We start from the raw sequence: 19,786 nt of genomic DNA, 5'->3' as shown, positions 1-19,786 counted from the left end.
TATGAAATCCGCTATATACACGATTTTCTTTCTTACATTATTAAGCTGTAAAAAAGAAAAACAAATTTCTACCGACAAGATTCCTGCCGACTCTCTTACTGTTCAAACAACGAAAAAAAGCGATACGGTACCCACAAAACCCAATCAGCAGGTTTTCAATTTCGTAACCGATCTATGCACCAGCAAGGGATATTTTGATGCCAATAAATACACTGAAGAAGAAATTAAAGGAGCCTATACACTGTGGTTTGACCTGAGAGGAATCATGCTTGATACTCCATCTGTATTTAGTCTTCAGGACCTTACGGAAATAAGACGTGATAATGCCAAAATCCTGGCAAAATTAGATAAGGATTTTGCTGAGAAAAAAGCTTTTCTCGAGCATCTTACAGTCGTCAATGTACCCTATTGGCAAAATATAAAAAAGCTGCAATATGAATCACTTCTACAAAAGTATGAAATGGAAAAATTGCGGATAGCAGCTTATTCTGATCCATCAATACTTCTAAAAAGTAATACCGGTAACAAATGCCGGAATTTTACCACTGCCTTAAACTCAACGGATGAACAGATGTTTTCGGAATGGAAAAAACTGAGAGAACAGATGAGTAAAATGAATGCAGATCCGGAAAGAATTATCAACCTGTTTAACGAACACCTCAATTCACCGGACAAAAAGGATTATGCTGCCATAGACCTGATTACCTTTGGATGGGGAAACTGTATGAACGGTGAAATCCAGAGCCCCTCACATGATGGCAGGATGAATCAAGAATTCGAATCCCTTTTCATCAAGATAGATGCTGACTGTGATGAGCCATAATCAGCATTTATAAAAAATCCTGTATATTAGTAAAGCATAATTGACGCAATGGGTTTATTCTCGTTCAAAAAAAAGAAACCACCAGTTATCGGCCTTACTCTTTCAGGCGGAGGAATGCGTGGGATTGCACATATTGCCGTTCTGAAGGCCCTGGAAGAATATAATCTGAAACCACAAATTATTTCCGGAACCAGTGCCGGCTCTATTATAGGCGCTTTCTATTCTTTTGGAAAGACACCTGATGAGATGATGGAAATCGTCAAACATACTTCTTTTTTTTCAAGGTCATCTCTGAAGCTGTCAAAAAATGGAATTTTCAGTTCCAATTTTATTTTAAAACTTTTTAAAGATTATTTTCCCGAAGATAATTTCAATATTTTAAAAATACCGGTTTATGTCACTGCCACGGAAATGACCCATGGTATTGTTGATTTTTTCTCTGAAGGAGAACTTTTTGGCCCTTTGCTGGCTTCATCTAGCGTACCTTTCATCCTTCCTCCTGTAAGAATAGGAGACAAAATCTATGTAGACGGTGGTGTTTTGGACAACCTACCCATTGAGCCTATTGTGAATAAATGTGATTTCCTGATCGCCTCCCATGTGAATTCAATAAGCTATGATGAATTAAAAAAGATGAGTCTGATGAAAGAATTTGACCGCATACTTCACTTAGCCATTGCAAAATCCGTTTATTCTAAAGTGAAATACTGCAATATATTTTTAGACCCTCCCAAGATGACAAAGTTCAGCCTTTTTAATAAGAAATACATGGACGAAATGTTTCAGCAGGTCTATGAATATACATGTATTGAATTAGAAGAAAAAGGGTATAAAAAAAGCTCTCAGATTGAGAGCTTATAATATGAATCAGTTATTTACTATTCTTTAATCACTTTGAACGTCTGTTCAGAATCTGATGTTTTTACTTTTACCACATACACTCCTGATTTCAAATCATCCGTATTAACAGCGGAAATATTTTCTTTAACAGATTTCACTAATCTACCTTCAGCAGAATAGAACGTTACCTCTGTTATTTTCTTATCAGCTGTAGCAATATTCAAAATATCTTTCATAGGATTCGGATAGACGGCAAGGGCTGATTTGGCCTTAGTTTCATTAACGGCAAGCGTTCCTGTAGGAACTACCATAACACTGTAATCTTCAGCCTGGCCATAGCCACTGGTTCCTGAAACAGCGGCAAGAGTTCCCCCTGAAGAATAACAAGGACTTAAATAAAATGTTGTTCCGGTTGCATAATTCTTTTTCACTCTCATTCTTGTTTTTCCTAATGTAGCAGTGGCAGGAACAGCGATGTTTCCAGTTGCTGTTATAGCATCTATACCTGTAGAATTCGTTATCGTTACCGCAGTACCGGCAGTACCGAAATACACTTCTCCCGCATCTAAGAAATCTCCATCCTGGTTCCAGTCAATATATACTACAATCTTAGTAGCATTATTACCATCTGTATTTCCTTTAAATGTAATCGGATAAGTTCCTCCCTGTTCTACAGAGGCTACTTTATTGGCAAAATTTTCATGAGAAGAGCTTGTTAATGCCTCCGAGGAAGTATTGGTCATATTACTGAACTGAACTGAAGTAATAGGCTCCACTCCGCTGGTGAATAGTAGGTTTCCAAAGCAATAAGGAGCAAATGAATCTCCTGTTACAAAACTATTCGTCTGGCATGCAACCGCTACACCTGCAGCATTTTTCGCCACCACTTTCCAATAATAAGTGGTATTCCCTAGCAGATTATTAAAATCAGCAAATAAATAGCTGCTTGGAACTAAAGTTGTAGGGTTTGGATTGGTATCAAGATATACCTCATAGCTGTCTACTGCAGCGCCAGAAGTTGGTGCTGACCATGTCAATGTTGCTGCATTTGGATTTACGCCTGTCTGTCCATTGCTTGGGGATACCAATGCAGCACAGTTAGGAACAGCAGTAGGAGCAGTATCACTGTTTATATTATCAAACAACAGCCTGAACATATCTGCAGAAGTAGCCTGGAAACCCAGATATACTGTTTGTCCTACATAGGCTGATAAATCTACAGAGAAGAAAGTCCATTTATTAGGTGCCAGAGCAACCGGAGTAAGGACAGTGGTAAACGCTGCTGCCGTAGCCGTTGTGGTGGATAATTTAACAGCATAGCTTTCCACATAGTTAGGATCCTGATTTTTTACAAAATAAGTTAATCTGTCATTAACACCTGCTGTTACAGTAATTGCAGGTGTTACTAAATAGTCGTCATGTGCGGAAGCCGAATAATTAATTTGTGCAGCATTGGGTAATGAATACACACTTCTCGGAGCTCCGGGACCAAAGATAAATCCATTGAGATCTCCGCCGTTAATGACAGACCAACCTGCAGGTGTTGTAGTCCCTGCATCAAAGTTTTGAGAAAATTGTGCATTGGCAAAAAGCGGCAATGCAAGCAAGAATGCTAGTAATTTTGTTTTCATAATGGTTTGTTTTTTAGTGATTTACTTTCCTAAAGTACAATAAATCCAAATTAAAAACAAACTATTATTTAATTATTTCATATTTAAAAATTCTTCCTTTCCAATGTATTGCTTGAAATTTTCAATAGTTCCCGCCAATGAATCGTAAGATTTTCCACCTGCAGCATTAATATGCCCGCCACCGCTAAAGTATTTTCTGGAAAACTGATTTACATCTACATCATCCTTACTTCTGAAAGAAATTTTAATGAAATTCTCATAAAGGTCTTCCATAAAAAATGCGGCCATTTTCACTCCGGCAATACTTAGTCCGTAATTTACAAATCCTTCTGTATCCCCTTTTTGGAAACCATATTCTTTAAGTTCGTTTCTCGTAAGGCTTAAAACAGCTACCGTACCCTCATTCACTACTTCTATTCTCCCCAGGATTAAAGCCAGTAAATGAAGACGGGAAACCGTATTGGTATCCCACGTATTGGAAGTTATCATTGCAGGGTCTGCCCCTTTTTCTATAAGATTAGCTATTATTCTATGCGTAGCAGCGCTTGTAGAACGAAAACGGAAACCACCTGTATCAGTCATAATACCTGTATAAAGACATTCTGCAACATCCTGATCCACCAGTTTTTCATCATCCATCACTTCGATAAAATGATAGATCATCTGTGAGGTAGCCGGAATGACCGTATCAGAATATACATAATCAAATTGTTCAGGCTGCTGGTGATGGTCAATAAGAATTTTTTTACCCTGTGCTTTAACCAACCAGTCTCCCAATAGGCCAATTCTTGATGGAGCATTAAAATCCAGACAGAAAATCACGTCAGCTCCAGCAATCATATCGGAAGCCAGCTTTTTCTTGTATTCAGCAATGATTACTTTTTTAGATTCCGGCATCCACTTTAAAAATTTCGGAAAATCATTAGGAACAATCACTTCAGCAAGAATCCCTTTGGCTTTCAGATAATGTTTCAATCCCAGACTGGAACCAATAGCATCTCCATCCGGGTTATAGTGGGTAAGAATAACTATTTTGTTTTCAGGTTTAAGTAATGTATTGATTTCTAAAAGTTCTGCTGGTGTAAACATCGTTGTGTTTATTTTCGTTAAAATTAAAGTTTTCAAAGATAAAGCTTTTATATAAATCATTTAAATATTATTTTTGCACACAGAATTTCGTTTCTGATTAGGGATTTGTAAGTTTCTGATTAAAAAACATTTCAAATAATTTTAAAAAAAGATAGTGAAAATTTGTAGCTTATAAAAATTTCTATATCTTTGCAACCTGAAAATAAATAGATTAATTACGATTTAAATATATAGTAATGAGTAAAAGAACATTCCAGCCATCAGAAAGAAAAAGAAGAAACAAACACGGTTTCAGAGAAAGAATGTCTACGCCAAATGGAAGAAGAGTTTTGGCTGCGAGAAGAGCTAAAGGCAGAAAGAGTTTAACTGTAAGTGCTGCACGCGCTAAGAGATAATTTCTACCTTATCATATACAAATCATGCTTGAAAAGATCTTTTTCAGGCATTTTTTGTTGTTAAAATTTACTAAAATTTAGGTTGTATAAACTTCTTTTTCTATTTTTAAAAGTTGAAAAATTTTGTTAGAAAACAGCCTTTAAAATTAAATTATGCCACATACAAATATCTCCGGAGACAATATCATAAGTTTGCAGCATGCAAAGATTGCACAAAAAAACTTCACTGTTCTTACTGATGTAAATCTTAACATTAAGAAAGGTAGATTCTGCTATCTTATCGGAAAAACAGGTTCCGGAAAAAGCTCACTTTTAAAAACCCTTTACGGTCATATTCCATTAGCATCAGGGCATGGATCTGTTGTTGGATTTGAGCTGGCAAAGCTAAAACCTTCTGACATTCCAAACCTTAGAAGAAAATTAGGAATTGTATTCCAGGATTTCCAGTTACTTTCAGACAGAACTGTTGAAAAGAACTTAAAATTCGTCCTTGAAGCTACAGGATGGAATGATAAAGTAAAAATGGAAGACCGTATCAATGAGGTATTGGGAAGCGTGAACATGAAAAGTAAAAAGCATAAAATGCCACACGAGCTTTCCGGAGGAGAACAGCAGCGTATTGCCATTGCAAGAGCTTTACTGAATCACCCGGACCTTATCCTGGCGGATGAGCCAACAGGAAACCTGGATCCGGAAACCTCTAATGAAATTATGACTTTACTAAAGCAGGTAGCCCTTGAAAATGGAGCCGCAGTAGTAATGGCAACACATGATTATCATATGATCCAGAACTTCCCGGGCGAAGCAATCCGATGTGAAGACGGGAAAGTTTCCGTACTGGACACCGCTGAGCTATTTGAATAAGGCTTGAAAGAGTAAAGGATTAAATATAAGCTGAATAGTCAGTATCTAATTTCTAACCTTTACCTTCTATTAAAAATATGAAACTCTTTGGTGAGTTCAAGATATTGGTCCGAGTATTGTCTCGGACTTTTTTCTATAATAAAATCAGATTCTTCAAGTTTTTTTTCCTGTAATGAGAATTCAAGAACCAATCTTTTAACTTTTGAATTTTCAATTCCTGTAATATTGACTCTACGGTTTAAAAACAAAGAATTTTCTTTCGCAATCGAAGTGAATACCTCTCCGGCTTCACTGGGAATAATCACAGATAAAAGCCCGTTTTCAGACAAAAGTTCGGCAGCATGGCCTATAAGCTGCTTAAAGTTCAACTCTACCGTCTGGCGTGCAATTTTATCTTTATCTGATACAGATTCTTCAAAATAAGGAGGGTTGGAAACAATCAAATCAAATGATTCCTTTGTATTGAAAGATTTAAAATCCTGATGTATATTCCTGAGTCTTGCCTGAAAAGGGGCATTTTCAAAATTTGCTTTTGTAAGCGCCACAGCCTCTTCATTAATATCCAATCCTAAAAAAACAGCCTCAGGATTTCTCTGTGCCAGCATTAAACTAATCAGCCCGGTTCCCGTCCCGATTTCCAGCACGTTCGATGCATTCTCAACATCTGCCAGCACACCAAGCAAAACCCCGTCTGTTCCTACACGAAAGACGTTTTCAGACTGCTGAATTTCAAATTGTTTAAACTTAAAAGATTTCACTATAAATTGGTAGGCAGTGTAATAATAAATGTCGACCCTTTCCCTACTTCAGATTTCACGGAAATTTCCCCTTTATAGTCTTCTATCATCTTTCTCACCATAGATAAACCAAGTCCCATTCCACTGTTTTTAGAAGTAAAATTAGGCTCAAAAATCCGTTCATACATATTATCAGGAATTCCTATCCCATTATCCTGAACAGAGATCATAACCCTTCTCTGATGTTGTTCTACATCAACATTAATAATTAATTTTCTATCTTCACTTTCTGCCTGCTTAGCATTGGTTACAAGATTGGTGATAATTCTGGAAAGGTAAATCCTATCCATACTGATCATGATATTATTTTTATTAGCATGCATAAAAACACTGTCATCATTGAAAACGCGTAAAATATCTTCAACTTCAGTATTCAGGTTGATCACCTCATTATTTTTTTCAGGAAGTTTTGCAAATTCCGAGAAAGCAGAAGCAACCGTAGCAATCAGGTCAATTTGATCCACTACTGTTTTACTCATCTGTTTTACTCTTTCCTTGATGTTTGGATCTTCCGGATCAAATTTCCTTTCAAAATTCTGGATGGTAAGCTTCATAGGAGTAAGAGGGTTCTTCACCTCATGGGCAACCTGCTTTGCCATTTCTCTCCAGGCTTCTTCCGATGCTTTGAAACGAAGTCTTTCTTTTTGATCCTGAATCTGCAAAATCATTCTGTTATAAGCTCTGGCCAAAGCATTAAGCTCATCATTTTTATAGTATCTTATGGGCCGCATTTCATTTTCAAACAATGTAATACGGGTAATCATATCTGAAAACTTGGTAATTGTTTTTGCAAGACTGTTAGACGTCACCCAGCTAATCCAGATACTAAAAAGGATAAGGAATATATCTACTAAAAGGATGTATTTAACATATTGATGAAGAACATCAAGGTAAGCAGATACATTATGATATAAAGGAATATAAACCACCCCTACAGGTTCAAGCTCATTATTTTTCAAAAGAAGATAGGAAGAAGTAAGCTTGGCATCTTTAGAAGCATCATATCTGGTTAGGTCTACCCTGGCATCTGTAGATAAGATTTTATTGATGATTTCTATAGGAATCGTTTTCTGCTCAACCAGACTCTCATCTTTATTGGAAAGCACATAATTCCCTTTCAAATCATAAATAATAATATCATGTTGGTTAATATCTGCTATTTCAAAAATTTTATTGCCTAAAACTTTCGGCAGATCTTCTGTTGTCACAAGTGTCCGGCTAACAGCATAGTCCAGATACCTCATAACGGCATTGGTTTTCTCCTGCATGTCAATATTACTCTGCTGTAAAGAATTATTCCTTAAAACAAAGTACGGAACAAGCGAAGTTGCCACAACACTTAAAAAGCATACCAACAGGAAACCGAAAAACACCCGGTTCCTTAAGCTATATCCTTTATACTTATTTATTGACATCCTATCTTTTAATTAACCTAGCAATATACTTACCAATGATGTCAAATTCTAAATTTACCTGATCCCCTATTTTTAAATGGTTCATATTCGTAAATTCCCAGGTATAAGGAATAATTGCTATAGAAAACTGTGAATCTTCACTTTTTGCAACAGTAAGACTGATTCCGTTTACAGTGATTGATCCCTGTGGAACTGTAACAAAATTACCATCTGCTTCATACTTAATGGTAATAAAATAGCTTCCGTCTTTATTTTCAATATTGACTACTTCTCCTGTTTTATCTACGTGTCCCTGAACAATATGGCCATCTAGCCTTCCGTCCATTTTCATGCAGCGTTCAAGATTAACCACAGTCCCCAGTTCCCATTTTCCAAGATTGGTTTTCTCTAAAGTTTCATTGATGGCCGTAACAACATATTGATTATCTTTAATCTCAACAACAGTAAGACAACAGCCATTATGAGCCAGACTCTGATCAATTTTAAGTTCGTTTGTAAAAGGGCAAGTTAAAGTAAAATCTATATTGCTTCCTTTTTCTTCAATCTTCTCAATAACGCCAACTGCTTCAATAATTCCTGTGAACATATTATTTTTTGCTAAATTTGTAAATTATAATCTTCAAAGATAATCAAAATGAGCCCAAAAAACCATAAAGTACGAGTAGGAATTTCAATCGGTGATTTCAACGGCATAGGACCAGAGATCATTATGAAGTCTCTGAAAGACAAAACCATTACGGATTTTTTCACCCCTGTAATTTTTGGTTCGGGAAAGCTATTCACTTATCAGAAAAATATTTTCAAGCTTAATCTTAACTTCAACTATGTTAACGAAGCTTCCCAAGCCCAGGAAGGAAAACTTAATATGGTGAATCTGACGAAGGAGAATGTGAATGTAGAATTAGGAGTTCCTACAGAAGAATCCACAAAAATGGCCATTGATTCTTTGGAAGCAGCTACAGAGGCATTAATGAAAGGAGATATTGATGTTTTGGTAACCGCTCCTATCAATAAGGATGAAATGGTGAAAATGGGATTCAAACACACAGGACACACTGGATACTTTGAAGAAAAATTCAGTAAAAAGGGACTCATGTTCCTGGTCACTGAAGATTTAAAAGTAGCGGTGTCTACCCACCACATCCCTATTGCTAAAATTGCAGAAAACATTTCTAAAGAGAAAATAAAAAAACAAATCAGAGTATTAAACCAAACACTGATTGAAGATTTTCGGGTTCAAAAACCTAAAATTGCTGTTTTGGGACTTAATCCCCATGCAGGAGATGGTGGTGTAATAGGAAATGAGGAAATTGAAATCATTGCTCCAGCGATTAAGGAACTTTCTGATAACGGAGTATTAGCATTCGGACCTTTTCCTGCCGACAGCTTCTTTCAGCCGAGTAAATACAAGAACTTCGATGCCGTTTTAGCGATGTATCACGATCAGGGATTAGCTCCGTTCAAAACATTAGCGTATGAAGAGGGCGTCAACTATACAGCAGGACTTCCTTTTATAAGAACATCTCCGGATCATGGAGTTGCTTACGATATTGCGGGGAAAAATATTGCGGATGAACAGAGTTTTACCGAAGCTATTTTCACTGCCATTAGTGTTTTCAAAAACAGAAATGAATACAGCGAATTGATGAGTAATCGTCTGCAGCCTAGAAAAATGGTTTCAGACAACGGAGTAGATGAAGATCTTCCAGATGAAACTGAAGCTTAAATCTCTAAAATAAGTTTTAAATTAATTTGTTTTAGATTTTATTTGTTATTATAAAAAAAATGCATATTTTTGCACACTCATTTTATGGACAAGTTAAGAAACTATGACGTAAGCTTTTCCGGACTTAAAAACGGAAAACACGAGTTCAAGTTTGAGATCGATAAAACGTTCTTTCAATTATTTGAAACTGAGCAGGAATTTACAAATCCTAGAATAGCAGTGAATGTCTTACTGGATAAGCACACTACTTTCTTAGAATTTGAGATTAAAATCCATGGATTAGTTGAGCTGGTTTGTGATATCACAAATGAAGACTTTGACTATTCTATTGAGAATGAGATCAAGATCCTGGTAAATTTCGGAGAAGAATATGATGATAGCAATGAAGATGTTATTACCATTCCTTCCGGAGAGCATGCTTTCAATGTAGCGCATTTGATATACGAAAATGTAATGCTATCCATTCCGATGAAAAAGATTTCACCTAATGTAAGTGATGAAGATCTTAAAGTACTGGACCAATTCAGCCCCAAAGAAATTGAAGAAGCTGAAGAGGAAGAACATGAAAGTGACCCTAGATGGGAAGCATTAAAAAAATTAAAAGATAAAAATTAAATAAAATAATTTAAATATGATGAGATGATGAATCTCATCGCTCATCAATTAAAAAAGTTATTACAAAATGGCACATCCAAAGAGAAGACAGTCGTCCACAAGAAGAGATAAGAGAAGAACTCACTACAAAGCTGTAGTTCCTCAATTGGCTAAAGATGCAACAACAGGAGAGCTTCACCTTTACCACAGAGCTCACTGGCATGAAGGAAAACTTTACTACAGAGGTAAAGTAGTATTGGAAAAAGAAGTAGCAACTACTGAAGAAAACTAATCGAGGGATTTTCAAAAAAACCTCATTTTAATACAAAAACCGCCCAATTTTAATAAAATTAGGCGGTTTTTTATTGTTTTTTACGTTTTTTTGGTATCTTTGACCCAAAATCAAATATCAAATTTATGGACATTAAAGACATACAAAATCTTATTAAGTTTGTATCTAAGGCTGAGGTTTCAGAAGTAAAATACAAAACTAAAGATTTCGAAATCACTATTAAAACTCCATTAGCTGGAAGCGATGCTGTATATGCACAGCCTGCAGTTTACCATACTGCACCACAAGCAGCGGCGGCTCCGGCACCTGTTGCAACTCCAGCTGCTGCACCTTCTGAAAAAGCTGAGGCTGCTTCTGATGACAGTAAATATGTAACGATCAAGTCTCCAATGATCGGAACTTTCTATAGAAAACCATCTCCTGATAAAGATGTATTTGTAAATGTAGGTGATGAAGTTTCTGCTGGTAAAGTAGTTTGTGTCATTGAAGCTATGAAATTATTTAACCAGATTGACTCTGAGATCAGTGGAAAAATCGTTAAAATTTTAGTAGACGATGCTACTCCTGTAGAGTATGACCAACCATTATTCCTAGTAGATCCATCTTAATTTAGAAGTTAGATGTTAGACATTAGATGTTAGATTAAATTCTACATTAAAATAACATTATCTAATTTTCAAATTATCTAATTTTCAAATTGAAGAAGATGTTCAAAAAAATATTAATAGCCAATCGTGGCGAAATTGCAATGCGTATTTTACGTACGTGCAAAGAAATGGGAATCAAAACTGTAGCAGTATACTCTACTGCTGACAAAGACAGTCTTCATGTAAGATTTGCTGATGAAGCCGTTTGTATTGGTCCTGCAATGAGTAAAGACTCATATCTTAAAATCCCTAATATTATTGCTGCTGCAGAAATTACCAATGCAGATGCCATTCACCCTGGTTACGGATTCTTATCTGAAAATGCTAACTTTTCAAGAATTTGTCAGAAAAACGGCATCAAATTTATTGGTGCTTCTCCTGAGCAAATCGAAAAAATGGGAGATAAGGCTAATGCTAAGGCTACCATGAAAGCAGCAGGTGTACCATGTGTACCTGGTTCTGACGGTTTAATCGAATCTTATGAGCATGCTGTAAAAGTTGCTGAAGAAACGGGATATCCGGTAATGATCAAAGCAACAGCAGGTGGTGGTGGAAAAGGGATGAGAGCCGTTTGGAAAGCTGAAGACCTTAAAGATCACTGGGAGTCTGCAATTCAGGAAGCTGTGGCTGCCTTCGGAAACGGAGGTATGTACATGGAAAAACTGATTGAAGAACCTAGACATATTGAAATTCAGGTAGCAGGTGACCAGTTCGGTAAAGCTTGCCACCTTTCTGAAAGAGACTGTTCTGTACAGAGAAGAAATCAGAAATTAACTGAAGAAACTCCTTCTCCGTTCATGACAGATGAACTTCGTGAAAAAATGGGTGATGCTGCTGTAAAAGCTGCCGAATTTATTGGATACGAAGGTGTGGGAACTATTGAATTCCTTGTAGACAAGCACAGAAATTTCTATTTCATGGAAATGAATACAAGAATCCAGGTAGAACACCCTATCACTGAGCAGGTAATTGATTATGACCTGATCAGAGAACAAATTCTTCTTGCAGCAGGAACTCCTATTTCAGGAATCAACTATTATCCTAAATTACATTCAATCGAATGTAGAATCAATGCAGAAGATCCTTATGCTGACTTCAGACCATCTCCGGGAAAAATCACAGGATTAAACATCCCTGGCGGACATGGAATCAGAGTAGATACTCACGTTTATTCCGGATATAGTATTCCATCTAATTATGACTCTATGATTGCTAAGCTTATCACTACGGCTCAGACCCGTGAGGAAGCGATTGCTAAAATGAGACGTGCACTGGAAGAATTCTATATTGAAGGAGTAAAAACCACTATTCCTTTCCACAGACAATTGATGGATAATGAAGATTATCTAGCAGGAAACTATACTACAAAATTCATGGAAGATTTTGTAATGGATAGAAAATACGATAATCACTAAGATTATTTTAGAAATATATTATGAACTGCCTCTTAATTTGGGGCAGTTTTTTTATTTTAAATAAATAATTTGTGTACACTCATTAATGTAGGATAATACTTCTCAATTGTTTTTTGCAGAAATTTATACGTTCTTTTTCCTGAGGATCCTGGCTTATTCTTTATAAGAAAGATTCAAAGTCTCCGACCAATTTCAGGCTATTGATAGAAACCGTGAATATGTGAAGGTAGATTCCCCTTTAAAACACCTCAATGAGCGTCAAAATATGCTTTTAATTATTACCACGCAGCATATTATCCTAATATTTATTCATCTCATTAATATTGCTTAAATTTGCCAAAAAGCAAAATATATGTCAACAGCAGAAAAAACAAAAAACTCACAGTATTTCATTGACCTTGAAGACAAACATGGAGCCCACAATTATCATCCTCTTCCAGTAGTTCTGGAGCGCGGAGAAGGTGTTTTCGTTTGGGATGTAGAAGGCAAGAGGTACTATGATTTTCTTTCAGCATATTCTGCTGTGAACCAAGGACATTCTCATCCTAAAATTGTGGAAGCTTTAGTAGAACAGGCTCAAAAACTGGCGCTAACTTCACGAGCTTTCTATAACTCAAGATTAGGAGAATACGAGGAAAAAATCACTAGTCTTTTTGGATTTGATAAAGTACTTCCTATGAATTCGGGAGCTGAAGCTGTGGAAACAGCCGTAAAGCTTGCCAGAAAATGGAGTTATGAGGTAAAAGGTATTTCAGAAAATGCAGCCAAAATCATTGTTTGTGAAAATAATTTCCACGGAAGAACCACTACAATTGTTTCTTTCTCTAATGATCCGGATGCTAATCAGAATTATGGTCCTTTTACACCTGGGTTTATCAAAATTCCTTACAACGACGTTGCCGCACTGGAAGAAGTTCTGAACAGAGAGGCTGGAAATATTGCAGCATTTTTAGTAGAGCCTATTCAGGGAGAGGCGGGAGTATATGTACCGGATGAAAATTTCCTTAAAAATGCTTCTGAAGTATGTAAAAAGCACAATGTTCTTTTTATTGCAGATGAAGTACAAACCGGAATTGCAAGAACAGGAAAGCTCATCGCATGTCATCATGAAAATGTGCAGCCGGATATTCTGATCCTAGGAAAGGCTCTTTCCGGAGGAATGTACCCGGTATCTGCTGTTTTAGCAAATGACAGCATTATGAATGTCATTAAGCCCGGCCAGCATGGCTCCACATTTGGAGGAAACCCAATTGCCTGTGCAGTAGCAGTAGCCGCTTTAGATGTAGTAGCTGATGAAAAATTATCTGAAAGAGCAGAACATCTGGGACAGGTTTTCAGAGCCGAGATCGAAAAGCTGATTGAAAAGACAGACCTTATTACAAAAGTAAGAGGAAAAGGTCTTTTGAATGCCATTCTGATCAATGATGGTCCTGAAAGCTCTACAGCATGGAACCTTTGCTTACAATTAAAAGAAAACGGACTATTGGCAAAACCAACACATGGCAATATCATAAGACTTGCACCACCATTGGTAATTACAGAAGAACAATTACTGGATTGCGTGAAGATCATTGAAAAAACAGTATTAGAATATTCAAAATAACTTTGGTAGATATTATTATTCCAATATATAAAGAGATACCTGATCGTGATGATTTGATTTCATTCAGTCAGGTATTTCATATTTTAGGAAGTTACAAAATCACTTTTATACATCCTAAAAGTCTTTCTCTTGATGCCTATAAAGATTTTAATGCTTCATTCATTAGTTTTGATGACCATTATTTCAAAAATATTTTTGGATATAATCAGCTCATGATGAATGTAAATTTTTATAAAAGTTTTTCAGAAAAATATATACTAATTTATCAATCTGACTGTTTTGTATTTAAAGATGATCTTATAAATTGGTGTAAAAAAAACTACGATTATATTGGGGCTCCCTGGATACGGAGTTCAGAACATATTCCTTTTTTTAAATTATTTTTTGATAAAACTATTGCCAAGTTTAAAGAAATAACCAACTTTAAAGGGAATGGAAAATGGCAAAAAAACAAATCTCTTCTTTATAATGCTGTAGGGAATGGAGGCCTGTCTTTAAGAAAGAGAGAAAAGTTTATAGAAGTTCTTGAAAGCATTCCGGAGGTAGTAAAAATTTATTTAAAACCTGAAAATACAGGGCAATTTTATGCCGAAGATGTGTTTTTTAGTATCGAACCTGAAAGAAATGGTATAATTTTTTCTAAACCTAATTATAAAGAAGCCTGTCTCTTCTCTATTGAGAACAAACAGGAGAAAGCAATGAACATCAATAAAGGAGAACTTCCTTTTGGCTGCCATAGATGGAATAAGGAGAAAGATTTCTGGAGACCTTATTTCTCTAAAGCAGGATATTCAATATAACAATGAACGACTTTAAAGATAAAAGTATCATATTAGCTGTTCCCAATCACTTTGGGCTACCAAAGGTTTTTAAAAAAAATCTTGAGTATCTTGGTTTTAAAGTTTTTACTGTAGAGCACGATTGCTCGCAGGTAAAACTTAGCGCAGAAGAGTCTTTAATTCATATTTATAAAAAGGCATTCAGCAACAACAGAACTTTTAAAGCCAAAATGTTAGCCGAAAAAAAGGAACACCCCCAGCTGTTTTTTCTTGATAAAATCAGCCATGCAGATTATGCCCTTGTGGTACGCCCTGACCTCTTCAGTAAAAATGTTCTGGCCAAAATTCAGGAAAAAAGCACTTACACTGTGGCTTACCAATGGGACGGAATGCAAAGATTCCCTTTAGCAGAAAATACCATACAATATTTTGACAGCTTTTTTGTATTTGACGAAAGAGATACCATAAGATATCCACAGACAAAGCATATTCACAATTTTTATTTTGACTATCTGCCCGAAAAACCTGAAGCAAAACAAGATCTTTTCTTCGTAGGGACTTTTATGAAAGATCGTATTGAGGAGCTTTGCAACCTTTCTATATTATTTCAGGAAAAAAATCTGAAAACCAATATCAATGTAATCTACACTAAAGAAAAACATATCAAGAAGTACCGGGAATATCCTATAAATTTCACAAGAACCGGAATGAGTTTTGAAGAAAATATGAAAAATGCAAAAGCTTCAAAAATTATTCTTGACTTTCAAAACACGATTCATAAAGGACTTTCTTTCAGGGTTTTTGAGGCCATAGGATACAGAAAAAAATTAATCACTAATAATGAATTGGTAAAAGAATATAGCTTTTATAATTCCAGCAATATATTTCTTCTGAATGACTATAATATGTCTGACATCACCCACTTCCTGGCAGATGATTATAGGGAATCTTCTGAAGAAATTTATCAAAAATATAGTTTTACAAATTGGATCACCTGTATTTTAACAAAATGAAAAAGAGACTTTTATTTATTGCTCCGGATTACTATGGATTTAATGAAGTTATTTTTAGTGGTATAAAAAAGTATACAGATTTTGATTCTGTAATGGCTATAAGTGCTACAAACGAAAGATATCAATATAAAAACTTCTACGAAAGAGCAGAAAATTTTTTCTCTAAAACTTTTCTAAGAAAAAATTTAAAGAACCAGAAAAAAAGGGAACATCTGATAAGACAGATGAACCAGCTGGACTATTATGATTATATTTTGGTGAATCGCCCTGATCTTTTAGACCAGGAAATGTATGATATCGTACAGAAAAAAGGAAAAAAAAAGATCGTCGTCTTCTGGGACAGCTTTAGCAAAATAGGGGGTCAAAAAGAGACTATTCCCTATTATGATCTGGCATTTAGTTTTGACACGGATGATTGTAAAAATTATGATTTAAAGAAGATCAGCAATTTTTATTTCAACGAAGATCTATATTCTAAGAATCCTATTTATGATATTGTTTTTTTAGGAACATTTGATAAACGTTTCGATGATTTGATCAAAATCATCAACAGTATGAATCAGAAAAGTATCGATATCAAGTGTTTCATTTATCATCCCAGTGATTTCAGTATAGATGAGCAAATCGAAAAAAACATCATTAAATTGCCCAATATCCTTCCATTTAATGAATCTTATAGAGTCAATGAAAAAGGAAGTGTTCTATTAGATCTTGCCCATGAGAATCAATCAGGATTATCATTCAGACCTTTTGATGCCTTAGGATCAGGAAAAAAACTGATTACCACAAATAAAGCAATTAAAAACTATGATTTTTATAATTCAAATAATATTTTTGTCATTGAAGATATCAACAATATAGAAATACCCTCCGATTTTTTCACAACACCTTATGAAAAGGCTGACGAACAAATTCTGGAAAAGTATTCTTTCAAAAACTGGATAAATACCATTTTAGACTTATGATCTCAAGAAAAATATATTTTGTATGCCCTACTAATCCTCACCCATCCGGTGGAGTAAAACAAATCTATAGAATGGTTGACATTCTTAATAAAAATGGATTTGACGCAGCAGTCATACATAAAAAAGCAGATCAGAGAGAAACTTGGTTTCCCAATAATACAAAGGTTGTCCATAATCCTTATTTATTTAAGCTAATTAAATATCTGGATAAAAAAAAGCTAAGCATTAGCAAAAAATTAAAATTAATGTATTTAAAGAAAATCAGTTTTAGTATTGAGACTGATTCTATTCTGGTTTTCCCTGAAATCTATAGCAGCATCAATAAAATAGAACCTTTTACAAAAAAAGTGATTTTTAATCAAAACTGCTATTATACATTCAATGGTTTCCCACTAGGAAGTTCCGCTGAAGATTTTCCATACAATAAAAAAAATACCCTGGAAACCATCGTGGTGTCCGAAGACTCTAAGAATTATATCCAGACCGCTTTCCCCAATACATCTGTTCATAGAATACGATTAGGGATTAACGCCAGTATTTTCAATTTTTCTGAAAACAAGGAAAAAATTATTGCCTTCATGCCACGAAAACTATCTGAAGACAGTACTCAGATTATCAACATTTTCCAATCTAGAAATAATAATTCTGACTGGAAAATTATGCCCATTGACAATAAAAGTGAAAATGAAGTTGCAGAGATTCTTAAAAAGGCTGCTATATTTTTGAGCTTTAATCATAAAGAAGGGTTTGGACTTCCTCCGGTTGAAGCTATGTCTTGTGGATGTTACGTAATTGGATATAGAGGGCAGGCAGGAAAAGAATACTTTAATTCTGAGTTTTCAGCCCCTGTAGAAGATGGTAATATTCTTGAATTTGTATTGAAAATAGAAGAAGCTACAAAGGTATATGATCGAAATCCTCATGAAATTATAAACAAGGGACGCATTGCTTCTGAGTTTGTTTTAGCAAATTATACAATTAGCAATGAGGAAAAAGATATTATCAATATCTGGAATGACATTATGGTTCGGGCAGAGAAACTGGAATAACTGCAATAAAAAATAAAAGAAGCCGTCTTTCAGACGGCTTCTTCATGTATAATATCACCTATTTTATTAGTAAGCATAAAAAGGAATACCTTCTGCTACATATTCACGTGGTGTAACCGGAGCTCCTCCCGGGGAAGCAATATAGTAATGATCTTTCTGAGATGGGCTATAAAATTGATAAATTGGTTTTTTTGTGCTGTCCATAGTCGCATAAAAAGCAATTCCCTCATATGTATAAGTAGCAGGCGTACCCAGATAAGTTGAATAATAATGGTCTTTCTCTTGTGGACTATAATATTTATAAACCGGAATTGTACCAGGTGCTTTATAAGTATACGCTTTGAAAAACTCTCCCTCAGCAACATAAGTATTTGGCGTTATTGGCAAATGAGAAAGATAGTGATCTCTTTCTTGTCCGCTATAGAAGCCATATATAGGAACCGGGATATAATCAAGCATTACTTTATTATCAATCAGATACTGAATTACATATGATTTAAGCTCCGCCTTTTTAACAGGATCTTTTATCAGGTCAAAAATAAATACTAACCCATTGTTTCCAAAATCTACCAGGACTGAGTTATTTACTGTCGAGCTGTTTTGCCAGTTCGCTATATTAATTTTGGAAGTATTCTGATCAATACTAATTTCTCCAATTAAACCTTTTGACGGATCCCCACCTCTTGTTCTGTAGGATAATTTTCTGGAAAAGTTTTGGCTAGATTCAGATGTATTAACGTCATTTTGAGCGTCGATATCAAAAACTTTTAGTATTCCCACTTTCACTCCAATTCTTGCAGCACGGTCACGGCTTTCGTTAGTGGTTTCAGACTGGAACATAATATCCATTTTAGCTCCTGTATAAATATCTACGGCTACATGAGTCCCATAATCCTGAACAATTTGCTGAGGAGTCTTATTCTGCAGATCTTGTGCAAACTCAGGAGTCAAATAGTCTCCTAACATGTCTGCGGTAGCATTTAGTCTTAATCTTCTCTGCTTAATTAGAAGGTTATAACTTCCATAAATATATTTTGCATCAAATTTATGATTGGTTGTAACAGCTGAGCTAAACCCTACGGAAAGCATTTTCTTAAATAATGGAATTCCTGCTGTAGCATTTACTTTAGTAGCAACCATCTTAGAATAAGATTCTGCATTTTCACCATAATCTTCCACATATTCTTGTGAATAAGTATTCTCAGCTAATATTCTACCACCCTGCTCCATCTTAAATCGATCAATATCGATTACTCTGAAACCCGCAGCATTGGCATTAGCATACTCACCGGTAGCATTATATCCATGTCCAAGGATATCATAAACTCCATCTCCTGCAGATCTGCCAACTATAGAACGGCTGGCTTTAGCTTGGTTCTCGGCTGTTACCTCACTGCTCAGATCTTCTGAAGAGCATGAAGCCATAAATAGCATTAACACGCTGCTAAGGCAAAATACAATTTGTTTTTTCATGGTATTGTTTTAAAATTCCCTGCAAAGGTAATATTCAACAATATTTTAAGGAAGAATAAAAAAATGATATATATCATTGATTAGTGAATTTAACATACATTTAAACATCGATTAACAAAAGATAAAACATTCACTATACATAGAATTAATTATGAAATAAAATCAGCTTTATCTATTTTATTGACATGTATAATCATTTTTCTCAGATTCCATTATGCATATTCAAATTATAAATAATTCTTGTTTGGTATTTCATAAACCAGGTTTTGTAATTAAATCTTTTAGCCAATGACAGCCATCATCCTCAGAGAATGAAGAGGTTTAAATTTAAAAATCGGAAAATACACGATTATAAATCATCTCCTAAACCCATAAT

Annotated in this window: 20 protein-coding genes; 14 read left to right on the top strand and 6 right to left on the bottom strand. The window is 35.2% G+C overall.

The genetic code is table 11. From position 1 onward, the window contains the following. Position 1 precedes the first annotated feature (1 nt). Together DRF57_RS00515 and DRF57_RS00510 are read left to right on the top strand one after the other, a co-directional pair. Positions 2-823: a hypothetical protein gene (locus tag DRF57_RS00515; RefSeq protein WP_052188604.1), complete on the top strand. Its 822-nt coding sequence runs from the start codon at positions 2-4 to the stop codon at positions 821-823. 48 nt (positions 824-871) lie between these two features. After that, positions 872-1,684: a patatin-like phospholipase family protein gene (locus DRF57_RS00510; RefSeq protein WP_047488770.1), complete on the top strand. Its 813-nt coding sequence runs from the start codon at positions 872-874 to the stop codon at positions 1,682-1,684. Between the two features lie 17 nt (positions 1,685-1,701). On the opposite strand, the gene DRF57_RS00505 is transcribed toward DRF57_RS00510, so the two are convergent. Further along, the gene (locus DRF57_RS00505; RefSeq protein WP_115916314.1) at positions 1,702-3,294 is read right to left on the bottom strand and encodes a T9SS-dependent choice-of-anchor J family protein; all 1,593 of its coding nucleotides are present in this window, start codon (positions 3,292-3,294) and stop codon (positions 1,702-1,704) included. A gap of 72 nt (positions 3,295-3,366) precedes the next feature. Further along, positions 3,367-4,383, bottom strand: coding sequence for a DHH family phosphoesterase (locus DRF57_RS00500; protein WP_115916312.1), 1,017 nt, complete (start codon positions 4,381-4,383; stop codon positions 3,367-3,369). A gap of 236 nt (positions 4,384-4,619) precedes the next feature. Between DRF57_RS00500 and rpmH the strand changes: the two genes are divergently transcribed. Further along, the gene (rpmH, locus tag DRF57_RS00495) at positions 4,620-4,778 is read left to right on the top strand and encodes a 50S ribosomal protein L34 (protein WP_039365072.1); all 159 of its coding nucleotides are present in this window, start codon (positions 4,620-4,622) and stop codon (positions 4,776-4,778) included. A gap of 153 nt (positions 4,779-4,931) precedes the next feature. Then, a complete protein-coding gene (locus DRF57_RS00490) occupies positions 4,932-5,642 on the top strand; it encodes a cell division ATP-binding protein FtsE (RefSeq protein WP_047488760.1) in 711 nt (236 codons plus the stop codon). 59 nt (positions 5,643-5,701) lie between these two features. Here the strand turns inward: DRF57_RS00490 and DRF57_RS00485 are convergent, their stop codons facing one another. The 3 genes from DRF57_RS00485 to DRF57_RS00475 are packed head-to-tail and all read right to left on the bottom strand — an operon-like array spanning position 5,702 to position 8,440. Continuing rightward, positions 5,702-6,400: a tRNA1(Val) (adenine(37)-N6)-methyltransferase gene (locus DRF57_RS00485; RefSeq protein ID WP_115916310.1), complete on the bottom strand. Its 699-nt coding sequence runs from the start codon at positions 6,398-6,400 to the stop codon at positions 5,702-5,704. Further along, positions 6,400-7,854, bottom strand: a complete 1,455-nt coding sequence (locus DRF57_RS00480) for a sensor histidine kinase (protein WP_084085761.1) — start codon at positions 7,852-7,854, stop codon at positions 6,400-6,402. Before DRF57_RS00480 ends, DRF57_RS00485 begins: the two co-directional genes overlap by 1 nt. Before the next feature lies 1 nt (position 7,855). Then, a complete protein-coding gene (locus tag DRF57_RS00475) occupies positions 7,856-8,440 on the bottom strand; it encodes a riboflavin synthase (RefSeq protein ID WP_047488750.1) in 585 nt (194 codons plus the stop codon). 48 nt (positions 8,441-8,488) lie between these two features. Here DRF57_RS00475 and pdxA point away from each other — a divergent pair, with 48 nt between their 5' ends. From pdxA to DRF57_RS00425, 10 genes are all read left to right on the top strand, one after another. After that, entirely contained in the window at positions 8,489-9,580 is a 1,092-nt protein-coding gene (gene pdxA, locus DRF57_RS00470) for a 4-hydroxythreonine-4-phosphate dehydrogenase PdxA (protein WP_047488747.1), read from the top strand. 84 nt (positions 9,581-9,664) lie between these two features. After that, positions 9,665-10,195: a YceD family protein gene (locus DRF57_RS00465; RefSeq protein WP_047488744.1), complete on the top strand. Its 531-nt coding sequence runs from the start codon at positions 9,665-9,667 to the stop codon at positions 10,193-10,195. Between the two features lie 67 nt (positions 10,196-10,262). Further along, the gene (gene rpmF / locus DRF57_RS00460; RefSeq protein ID WP_007843326.1) at positions 10,263-10,466 is read left to right on the top strand and encodes a 50S ribosomal protein L32; all 204 of its coding nucleotides are present in this window, start codon (positions 10,263-10,265) and stop codon (positions 10,464-10,466) included. A gap of 125 nt (positions 10,467-10,591) precedes the next feature. Then, positions 10,592-11,074 carry an acetyl-CoA carboxylase biotin carboxyl carrier protein gene (gene accB / locus DRF57_RS00455; protein ID WP_084085763.1) on the top strand — a complete coding sequence of 161 codons (483 nt, stop codon included), beginning with the start codon at positions 10,592-10,594 and terminating at the stop codon, positions 11,072-11,074. A gap of 98 nt (positions 11,075-11,172) precedes the next feature. Continuing rightward, entirely contained in the window at positions 11,173-12,528 is a 1,356-nt protein-coding gene (gene accC, locus DRF57_RS00450; protein ID WP_047385963.1) for an acetyl-CoA carboxylase biotin carboxylase subunit, read from the top strand. Between the two features lie 352 nt (positions 12,529-12,880). Beyond that, positions 12,881-14,131 (top strand): ornithine--oxo-acid transaminase, encoded by a 1,251-nt coding sequence (gene rocD / locus DRF57_RS00445; protein ID WP_115916307.1) that lies wholly within the window; start codon positions 12,881-12,883, stop codon positions 14,129-14,131. A 2-nt stretch (positions 14,132-14,133) separates the two neighbouring features. Continuing rightward, the gene (locus DRF57_RS00440) at positions 14,134-14,931 is read left to right on the top strand and encodes a DUF5672 family protein (RefSeq protein WP_084085767.1); all 798 of its coding nucleotides are present in this window, start codon (positions 14,134-14,136) and stop codon (positions 14,929-14,931) included. Between the two features lie 2 nt (positions 14,932-14,933). After that, complete coding sequence (locus DRF57_RS00435; RefSeq protein WP_115916305.1) at positions 14,934-15,923, top strand: hypothetical protein; 990 nt, start codon at positions 14,934-14,936, stop codon at positions 15,921-15,923. After that, positions 15,920-16,888, top strand: a complete 969-nt coding sequence (locus DRF57_RS00430; RefSeq protein ID WP_115916303.1) for a CgeB family protein — start codon at positions 15,920-15,922, stop codon at positions 16,886-16,888. Before DRF57_RS00435 ends, DRF57_RS00430 begins: the two co-directional genes overlap by 4 nt. Next, a complete protein-coding gene (locus DRF57_RS00425) occupies positions 16,885-17,937 on the top strand; it encodes a glycosyltransferase (protein ID WP_115916301.1) in 1,053 nt (350 codons plus the stop codon). The genes DRF57_RS00430 and DRF57_RS00425 overlap by 4 nt, the downstream gene beginning before the upstream one ends. Before the next feature lie 66 nt (positions 17,938-18,003). Here DRF57_RS00425 and DRF57_RS00420 read toward each other — a convergent pair whose 3' ends face one another. Continuing rightward, positions 18,004-19,410: an MAC/perforin domain-containing protein gene (locus DRF57_RS00420; RefSeq protein WP_115916299.1), complete on the bottom strand. Its 1,407-nt coding sequence runs from the start codon at positions 19,408-19,410 to the stop codon at positions 18,004-18,006. Between the last annotated feature and the right edge of the window lie 376 nt (positions 19,411-19,786).

The organism is Chryseobacterium rhizosphaerae, from assembly GCF_003385455.1.
Lineage (GTDB): Bacteria > Bacteroidota > Bacteroidia > Flavobacteriales > Weeksellaceae > Chryseobacterium > Chryseobacterium rhizosphaerae.
Note: the sequence above shows the minus strand (reverse complement) of the source record. Positions and strands in the feature narration are given on the sequence as shown.